Below are 9,010 nucleotides of genomic sequence, written 5' to 3' on the forward strand. Positions count from 1 at the left end.
GGACCCCACGAGAGGTCCACGACGACTACCTGAATCAGCAGCTCGCCGCATGAATTAGCCAATAAGCTGCTGTACGGAAACCGCAGGGCCCCTCAAATACGCAGGTCATCGCCAGGGAAGACGGAAAGCCGCTGGGGATCTTCCCCTGCGGCGGCACCCACGATATGACGGCCGCCCGCGAGCACGCCATCGCCGACAGTTGCGCAACTGAACCTCAAGATCCTCTCACGGGTACACCGGAGCCGGCGGCACTGCGATCACCCCAATCAAGCGCCGCCCGAAGGCGCAACCACCCCACAAGCACAAGACCTCGACCAACGTCCACGCCGCACCGCGTGCTTCCGCTGAGCGGACCATCTCCCGGCTAAGGGAGTGCCGGACCTTCCCACACGCTCGGACCATCCCGAACAGACTCACGTCAGTCGCCGCATCCACCTTCACTCTCATGATCTACATGCGAAAAAGGCTCCAGACTGATGTCTGCTATTACGACCGCCCATCGGCCACTTCAAACGGTGACCTTGAACGTGACCGCTATCCGATGGGGGAATTCTCTGCAGACTGGAGGAGCTTCAATGAAAGCGGATTATTTCTGTGACATTTGTGCTTTGTTGGTGAATTTTTGGTGATGGATCTCCTCCGTCTTAAATTCGGGACTATAGATTATTCGACCTTGTCTCACAGCCGGTGATAGCGGAGCGTGACGCTTTCCGAGGAGGATGCGGTGGCGGAGGAGGGTGAAGCCTGCGCTGCCGTACATCTACACGATCACCTTCATCTTCATGTTGACGTCTTCGGTGAGTCCGTTGCTGTATTGGGAGTCTGAGACCGGCGATGACGTGCTCGCTCCACCATGGTGGTGCGGCGACACTGTCGTCTACGAGCGCTGCTGGCGCCTCGGCGGACTCGGGCGGCTGGTGCTCACTCAGGTAGCGGAAAACCGGCACCTGGTGGTGATCACTGCCCAACAGGTGAGGGTCGGCGCGGATTACAAATCGACGACTGCGCGCAGCGCGTTGGCGACGCGCTCTTGCCGCTCGGGGCCGATACTGCCGAGATAAGTTCGTGTCTCGAAGCGGGATACGGAGAGTTGGAGAGGCTGACGGCGACGACGGAGGCGTCGGCCGGAGCGCTCAGGTGGACACTCATCGCCGCGTCGGGGGACTGCAACCGGGGCATGCAGCACCAGGTCGACGACTGCAGCGGGATGCCGGTCACGCTCTGAGCACAACACCGTCACCGGCACCCACCACAGCCTGACACCCTCAGCCATCCAGATCACGAACAACGTGACAATGCCCTGTGAACGCACCGGCCAGCCGCTGTTCGGGCGTCACAGCACCTCTTCCTCAGTCGAGTTTCACGTCTCCGTGCACGATCTGCCGGGCGACTGTCTCGATCGGTACCTCCTCGGCGAACGCCCGGGCCTTGATGAGCGCCAGCGCGTCGTCGGCGGGGCGACCGAGCTGTGCGGAAAGCATGGCCGTCGCGTGCAGGACGGTCGCGCGGATGTCGATTTCGCCATAAAGGCCCGCGTCGGCGTCGGGGCCGAGGAGCACGATGGGGGTGAGGGCCGCGGCGACCTCGGCGAGGTCGGCGGGCCCGCCGGGTCCGGGCTGCGGATCGAAGACCGTCAGCACCCCCATGCAACTATCCTGCGACGGGAGTGGTAGGGCGGCCACCGAGGCGATGCCCAGGGAAGCGAGGCCGGCCCCGTAGCCGGGCCAGCGTGCCGCTATTGCCCGTCCGGACACATGGAGCGGGCGGCGTGCCGCAGCCGCGTCACGGGTCGGCCCGTTGCCGAGCACGAACTCCAGTTCCTGGGCCGCCCGGGACTGTTCGTCGGACACGGCGATCGCGAGCTGGTTCTGGCCGGCGTCGACCAAGGTGACTGCTGCGCTGCTCGTGCCGCACGCCTCGGCGACACCGGTCATGAACCGCGGTCGGGTGCCGCAGCTCTGGTCCCATTGCGCCGCGCGGCGGGCGAAGTTCTCCTGGAGCTGAGCCGAGGCACGGTGGCACGCGGCTGTTCTGCGGTGTGTCTGTGCGAGGTGGGCGTGGAACTCACGTCCGGGTTCCTTTGCCAAGAGTTCGTGCCGTTCGGCGGCCGCCTCCGCCCGGTCCGCGCGCTCACGCGCCAGAACTGCACGGCGCCGTGCCACCGCTGCCAGACTGAGGTCTTCCTCGCGCCTCTGCGGATCCATGCGTCCAAGATTACGCCGCACTGTCATTCCGGAGCGTCGCTTCGGCTCTCTTCCATCATAAGGACGACACCGCCGTTGTGCCCGTCGAACGGGGAGAAGAACACGTCGCAGGTGATGGACCGGCCGATGCGGCTCAGGGCCTCAACAGGGATCGGGCCGGAGCGCTTGCGGGTCTCCAGGCACCGTTGCACGACGGGCAGCAGCGCATCGGTGGGCAGACCGAAGTCCAGCTCGAAGAAGGGCTCTTCCAACACCTCGTCGGCACGCAGTCCCCACAGGTCGACGGCTCCCCGGTTCCAGCTCCTGACCTTCAGATCCTTGTCCAGCACCACCACACCCGCCGCGATGCTCGTCAGAACCGCTTCCAGGAAGGCCCGGGCCTCGTCCAGTTCGTCGGTGCGGATACGCATCTCTTCGTTCATCGTCTCCAGTTCTTCGTTGCCCGACTGGAGCTCTTCGTTGGTGGTTTCCAACTCCTCGTTCGTGGACTGCAATTCCTCGTTCGTCGTCTCCAGTTCCTCAATGCTGGACTGAAGTTCCTCGTTGGTGGTTTCCAACTCCTCGTTCGTGGACTGCAGTTCCTCGTATGCCGTCTCCAAGTCCTCCCGGATCCTCTTTACCTCTGCCTTCAGCTGCGTGGCGACAGTGACGTCGGTAAAGGAGATCATGGTGCCGGCGTGCAGGCCGCTGGGCCCGGAGAGCGGCTGGATGAGGATGTCGAAGTACTGGACGTCCTCCCCCATCCTGCGCTCGACCCGGTTGACGCGCAAGGTCCGACGCTCGTGCGTGGACTGGTCGATCAGGGAGCGGAGTTCGACCGGGCGATAAGAGATCTCCAGATCTTGGAAGGGACGGCCGATATCGGTCGCCGTCAGGCCGAACTGGATCCTCGTCTGACTGTTGATCACCATAACGGTTCCGTCGCCGTCCAGGGCGATCGACGGAGCCGGACCGGCGTCGAGAACCAGGTCACGCAGTTGACGGGTGCGCGCGACCGAGTGCAGCTCGATGCCTGCGCCTGATCTGATCTTCAAGGGGGCCGGCTGGTACGGCACTACGGTGTCGCCAACCCGCCGTCTGAAGACGCGCTGGCGCATGTTCGCGACCGCGAACCGCTCGGCGTCGTTCAGCAGCATCTCGGCCTTGCCGAGGAAGAGGAAACCGTTCGGGCGCAGGGCGAAGTGGAAACGGTCGACGATCTGTGTCTGGGCCTCAACATTGAAATACATCAGGGTGTTGCGGCAGACAAGCAGGTCGAGACGGGAGATCGGGGCGTCCCGGGTGATGTCGTGCCGCCCGAAGATCACCCGGCGCCGCAGGTCGGGGCGGAAGCTGAACTGCGCGCCGTTCTGCTCGAAGTACTTCTCCCGTAGATCCGCGGAGAGCAGTTCCAGGGACTTCGGCGGATACAGCCCCGACCGAGCCTCGCGCAACGCCTCCTCGTCGACATCCGTGGCGTAGATCTTGACCCGACGCAGGCACTCCTCGACACCGAGCGCCTCCGCGAACATGACGACCAGCGAGAACGCCTCCTCGCCGCTGGAACAGCCCGCGCTCCATACCCTGATCTCCTGATCCGGCGCCAAGGCCGCGAGCAGCTCGGGGACAACCTCGTGCTGGAGGAAGGCCCATGCCTCCGGGTCACGGAAGAAGGAGGTGACGTTGATCAGGATCGTGTTGAAGAGGGCACCGAACTCGTCCGCGTTGGTCTCCAGGAGATCTTGGTAGTCCAGGTAGGAGCGGATGCCGACGTCGGTCATCCGCTTGTGGATGCGCCGGCCCAGCGTGGAGCGCTTGTAGCCGGTGAAGTCGAAGCCACGGGCCTCCCGGATGAAGCCGAGCAGCTCCTCCAGCGCCTCGTTGTCCCCTATGCCCTGCGGTTCGCTCATCAGCGCATCACTGCCTCTTGGCCTCGACAAGTCCGCGCACGACGGCGGCGATCTCCTCAAGAGGTAGCACGAAGTCCACCACGCCGGTATCTACTGCCGCCTGCGGCATCCCCGGGAACTGTGCGGTCCGCGGATCCTGGACGATCACCGTTCCACCGCGCGACTTGACGGCCTCGACCCCCATGGCGCCGTCTCTCCCGCTTCCGGTGAGCACGCAGATGATCGCCGCCGCCCCATAGGCACCGGCGACCGACTCGAAAAGGAGGTCGGCGGAGGGGCGTACGAAGTGGACGAGCTCGGTGCAGCTCAGAGTCAAAACGCCGCCGGAATCTACGAGGAGGTGCCGGTCGGGCGGGGCGATGTAAACGGTGCCGGGTAGCACACACTCTTCCGCCTCGGCGAGCTTGACCCGAAGCTCGGTACGGCGGGCGAGAATCTCGGCGAGCACCGTCCGGTGCCGCGGGTCGAGGTGCTGGACGACCAGCACTGGTACCGGCAGCTCGGGGCCCAGCGCCCCGAGCAGCACAGTCAACCCTTGGATACCGCCCGCGGACGACGCGACGGCGACGATGCTGTAGTGATCCGCGGACGTCTGCTCGGCCGTCACACCATGAGCCTAGCCGAACCCGGGTCGGCAACAGAACAACGTGCGGCACTCTGGAGGAAACCCCTGAGAGGATCATCAAGACAATCCGGCAGCTTTCCATTAATAGGTCACTATTATCTCTGATGAAGGTTTTTTTGCTGATCTTCTCGGTGGGGTGCCGTCGTCTCGGCTGGCGTGGTGGAATGGATGTGGCGGATGCGCCGCATGGGGGTGACGGCTGGGGCGGAGTGTGGCCTGCGCCCGTGTCATCCCAGGACGCCCGGCGCGTGGTGTGTGCTTCCGCCTCTTGCGGTGCACGTTTTGGCGCAAGATCTCACCCGCGGTATCCTCAGGTCATGGCCGGACGTCGTCCGTATCCGAGTGGCCTGTCCGATGCCCGCTGGGCATTGATCGAGCCGGTGCTGAGCGCCTGGCGAGCCAAGCGGCCCCGACATGCACTGAACATCGGACGCCCCCGAGCACGCGGGATATCATGAACGGTCGGGCTCGTCGTTGACATGTGGCGCCTCCGTGCCGTGTGCTGCTGGTTCCTCCACGGACGATCTCGCTGTCGATTCCCCACCCGAGCGATCATTCGCAATTCCTGATTGGCAGCCGAGTCGTCGTGGGCACCGGGTGGCCAATCAGCCACAAGCCGCAGCTTTCCCGCAGAACAACGTAGAGAGCCTCTTCAGCGTGCCACTGATCGGGTGACGCCGTCGATGTCCGCAACACACGAGGATCCTGCGCCGTTGAGAGAGGTGTTCGATGTTCGATCACCTCTCACGGGGTGCACCCGCCCGGCTTGCTGCGTCCTGCGGGACCGATCCCGGCTACGTCATGCTCGACGGCACGCTCGCGGAGTGCGACCGGTGCGGCGACGGCCGGGCCGACTACTCCCACTGTGAGGATGGTGGCCGTGTCGTTCTGGGTACGGCTTGACTCGTACTCTGCAAAGAGGGGAAGAACGGCCCGGCCAAAAATGGCCGGGCCGTCCAGGCGGTATTGCCAGCCGCGGAGTACGACCTGTACCGCCTTCCGTGCCAGCCCAACTCATGCACAATGCCGGCACGGCCGTTTACAGGGAAGAACGCCGAGCATGGGGCGTCTCTTACCAGATCCTGCAGAGGGTGAGTTATGACGCCACAAGTCGGGCGACGATTTCTTGGGTACTCGATCCGCTCGGGAACGTCGTCGCCCCAGCACGGCCCCGGCGTTGTTCAGCTCTGCCAGGTTTGGTGATGATTGGCCAGATGTTCTAGGGAGTGAAGGTGTCTTCGTGGTGGTGCAGGTCGCGGCGGTGCCGATCGGGGTCGCCGAGATTCTCGACTCACGCCGACGTCGAGGACCTCATCGGCATCCCACTCGATCCGGTTCAGCATCCGCTGGATACGGTCCGGACCACCGCGGCCGGCCTCCTTGGCCACAGTCCAGCCGTTCTTACACTGCAGCGGAGCGATCAGACCCCGCATACACGCCGATGCCGGCTCCTGCTGAAATGGTGAACAAACCGCTCATGCGCCGCGTCCAGCTCACGCGTCTACAGTCTGACATCAGCAAGGTCCCCACCCATAACCACATCAACGACCGACCTGGCCATCAGTCACGGCAAGCACCGTTGCAGTACTACTGACTGGAGTACTAGGCTAGCTAGGGTTTGTTCGGGTGATCATGAGCGAAGCCAGATGAACAAGGCTGTGACGGTGACAGTGCTAAGGAAGACGTAGCCGCGTTTGTCATAGCGAGTCGTAACAGCCCTGTGTGCCTTGAGTTTGTTGATGGCGCGTTCGACAGTGTTGCGCTTTTTGTAGCGTTCCTTGTCTAAGCGGGGTGGCCTGCCGCCGCGTGAACCCCTGCGCAGGCGAGCAGCCTTGTGGTCCTTCTTCTCCGGGATGACGTGGCGGATGCCGCGTCTGCGGAGGTAGGCGCGGATGGTGCCGTTGCTGTACGCCTTATCCGCGCTGAGACTGTCCGGGCGTCCGGCGTGGACGGCCGAGTCCGGCCCGGGGCACGCGGATCTTGCCCATGACGGGCTCGAACTGGGTGCAGTCCGCCCGCTGCCCTGGGATAACGATGAGGGGCAGGGCGGCAGCGGCCGTCCGCGCTGAGATGCAGCTTGGTGGTGAACCCGCCGCGGGAGCGGCCCAGGCCCTCGCCTGCCGCACCACCGCCGCCCGGCGGCCTGGCAACTTCAGCCGGGGCCTCTCGCTCTGGTTCCACCGCGGCCCCCTTTGGAGAGCCCGGTGTCGGCGGTGGGGTTCTGCGGGCACCGGCGGCGTTCTGGTGGGCCCGTATCAGGGGGGCCACCGAGATGTTCCAGTCGATCCCGCTTTCGGCGTCGGCGGCAGCCTGGGCCTGCTGGAATAGCCGGTCCCAGGTGCCATCGGCCGACCACAGCCGATGGCGCTCAGACGCGGGCTTCTCCGGGCCGAACCGTGTCGGCAGGTCCCGCCACGGCACCCCGGTCCGCACCCGGTGCAGTATCCCGTTGATGACCTGGCGGTGGTCCCGCCACCGGCCGCACCCGCCCGTTGCTCACCGGCAGCAGCGGCCCAGCCGCTCCCACTGCTCGTCCGAAAGATCTCCCCGCTCCGCCATGCACCGGTCGACACTCCCGGGCGGCAGGCGGGCGTGAAGGACTCGTCTGGGTGAGCTTGTTCCGCTTTGGTGGAGGCCATTGGTGTGGTGGTCAGGCTGCGAGTCTGCCGCGTACTGGGCGGGACTGTGGTAACCGAGGTTGCTGTGCAGATGGTGCAAGTGGTACCAGCTGTCGGTGAAGTCGAAGATCGCGGTGCGAGCGACGGCCCGGCTGGGCCATGCGGCAGTGCCGGGCAGGTCGTGCTTGATGTGGCGAAGGAACGACTCGGCGAGCGCGTTGTCCCGAGCACTGCCCGGTGCGGCCCCCGGCAGCCGGACTGCGAATGCGTCCGCGAGTGCGGCGAAATTGCCGGCTGGTGTACTGGCGGCCGTGATCTGGATGATGGATCACCGGACCGTTGGGGCGACGCCGTCAGCAGGCGGCCTTGAGAGCATCAGCGACCAGATCGGTTCAACAGGTGATCGGCATTCGCCCAGCCGACCACGCGAGGCGTTGTCGATAACGGTGGCCGGGTAGAGCCGGCCCTCCTCGGTCGGGACGTAGATGATGTCGCCGCATCAGCGGGCATCGAGCGCGGTGGGGGTAGGGCTGGAGGTTGCGGACGACGAGAGCGGGTCGCAAGGCGGCCCGTGGATCGGAGATCGTGGTCAGGCTGACCCCTCACCTGGTCGGCATGCCTGGCGTGTGCCTGGCATCTCTCGCGGGTGGGGACGAGATGCCCTCGGGAGGAAGCTGATGTCACCCTTCCAGGGGTCTTTTTGAAAACGCGATCCAGGCGCAGGGCACAGGCTGACAGCTGCTCGATTTGCGAGCAGCCTGCAGCGGCCGGTAGAGGACGTGACGTCACCGCCATCCCGGAAAGCAGTGGCCTCATCTGGAATGGCCGCAAGCCTGTACGAGGTGATCCGGCCGGATGAGAGCTTGCGGGAGTGAAAGTGAATCTTCCTCGGGTGGCCGCAGGCAAGGCCGTAGACCCGGTCAGGGACACTCGACAGCAAATGCAGCCTGGTGCAGGATCCTTTCAGCGCCCTCGACGGGGCTGGACTTCTCTTCGCATGGAACCCCCAACTGCCGTCGAGGGCCTACGCTATATCGGAACCAAGCCGCGGCAGGCTGGGGACGTGGCGCAGTCGGCCTCGCTACGCCACGTCTCCGAGCAAGGAGACCGCCGGCTCCCCGAACACCGGCCGACAGCCCGCCGAACGGCGGTCCTTACCGCTATCAGATCCACGGCGGTGATTATGTGGCAGGTTACTGGGCTCGGGCCTGCAAGTTCGCCCCCCGAGGCTGCTATATCGAGTCAAGCTGCCGCATGAAGATCCTCGAGATTCGTCCCGCTGCTGTGGCTGGGACGTTCGAGGATCTTGAAGAACTGGCGGCAGATGGCTCGCTTGAGGCACTGCGGGGCGTCGCGAGAAGTCTTGACCTCAGCGACCCGCCGGGCGACGTACGCCTTCGTGGCTGGGGGACTTCGTTGCTCAGGTCGCCGCCCGGCACTGCATCGCCAGAGCCTGCGGCTTCGTCACCGACCTCGGCCGCCTTTTGGAAGACGGGTACCCCACCTCGCCAAGGTGCTGTTGGATAGATCCCGCAGGCCCGGACGGTCGATGGGCTCCTTCGCCCGCGGACTCGAGGACTGATCTTGCTTCGGTTTGGTGGACACCTTCCCGCTTGGGGACACTGGTCCCCCGCCAAGAAGCAGTTCATCGGCCCAAGGACGCGTCCGGCCTAT

Annotated in this window: 5 protein-coding genes and 4 pseudogenes; 3 read left to right on the plus strand and 6 right to left on the minus strand. The window is 65.0% G+C overall.

Going from position 1 to position 9,010, the window contains the following annotated elements; genetic code table 11:
* The first annotated feature begins 737 nt into the window (after nucleotides 1-737).
* Complete coding sequence (locus ACZ7GZ_RS41115) at nucleotides 738-1,061, plus strand: hypothetical protein (RefSeq protein ID WP_471032712.1); 324 nt, start codon at nucleotides 738-740, stop codon at nucleotides 1,059-1,061.
* Between the two features lie 29 nt (nucleotides 1,062-1,090).
* Nucleotides 1,091-1,225 carry a hypothetical protein gene (locus ACZ7GZ_RS41120; protein WP_471032713.1) on the plus strand — a complete coding sequence of 45 codons (135 nt, stop codon included), beginning with the start codon at nucleotides 1,091-1,093 and terminating at the stop codon, nucleotides 1,223-1,225.
* 124 nt (nucleotides 1,226-1,349) lie between these two features.
* Here ACZ7GZ_RS41120 and ACZ7GZ_RS41125 read toward each other — a convergent pair whose 3' ends face one another.
* The 3 genes from ACZ7GZ_RS41125 to ACZ7GZ_RS41135 are packed head-to-tail and all read right to left on the minus strand — an operon-like array spanning nucleotide 1,350 to nucleotide 4,700.
* Nucleotides 1,350-2,204: a GAF and ANTAR domain-containing protein gene (locus ACZ7GZ_RS41125; protein ID WP_471032716.1), complete on the minus strand. Its 855-nt coding sequence runs from the start codon at nucleotides 2,202-2,204 to the stop codon at nucleotides 1,350-1,352.
* Nucleotides 2,205-2,227: 23 nt separating this feature from the next.
* Entirely contained in the window at nucleotides 2,228-4,093 is a 1,866-nt protein-coding gene (locus tag ACZ7GZ_RS41130; protein ID WP_471032718.1) for a CheR family methyltransferase, read from the minus strand.
* Between the two features lie 7 nt (nucleotides 4,094-4,100).
* Complete coding sequence (locus ACZ7GZ_RS41135; RefSeq protein ID WP_471032719.1) at nucleotides 4,101-4,700, minus strand: chemotaxis protein CheB; 600 nt, start codon at nucleotides 4,698-4,700, stop codon at nucleotides 4,101-4,103.
* Between the two features lie 335 nt (nucleotides 4,701-5,035).
* On the opposite strand from ACZ7GZ_RS41135, the pseudogene ACZ7GZ_RS41140 reads away from it, so the two are divergent.
* Nucleotides 5,036-5,125 (plus strand): annotated as a pseudogene (locus ACZ7GZ_RS41140) (IS5 family transposase); the annotation flags it as partial.
* 894 nt (nucleotides 5,126-6,019) lie between these two features.
* Here ACZ7GZ_RS41140 and ACZ7GZ_RS41145 read toward each other — a convergent pair.
* The 3 pseudogenes from ACZ7GZ_RS41145 to ACZ7GZ_RS41155 all read right to left on the minus strand — a co-directional run.
* Nucleotides 6,020-6,210, minus strand: a pseudogene (locus tag ACZ7GZ_RS41145) (IS701 family transposase); the annotation flags it as partial.
* Nucleotides 6,211-6,348: 138 nt separating this feature from the next.
* Nucleotides 6,349-7,277, minus strand: a pseudogene (locus ACZ7GZ_RS41150) (IS5 family transposase).
* 132 nt (nucleotides 7,278-7,409) lie between these two features.
* Nucleotides 7,410-7,661, minus strand: a pseudogene (locus ACZ7GZ_RS41155) (hypothetical protein); the annotation flags it as partial.
* Between the last annotated feature and the right edge of the window lie 1,349 nt (nucleotides 7,662-9,010).

This window comes from Streptomyces sp. NPDC037288, assembly GCF_055603265.1.

Excerpts from the sequence above, each read along its gene's own strand:
- ACZ7GZ_RS41130 (WP_471032718.1), bottom strand. The coding sequence starts at position 4,093 with ATGAGCGAACCGCAGGGCATAGGGGACAACGAGGCGCTGGAGGAGCTG.
- ACZ7GZ_RS41125 (WP_471032716.1), bottom strand. The coding sequence starts at position 2,204 with ATGGATCCGCAGAGGCGCGAGGAAGACCTCAGTCTGGCAGCGGTGGCA.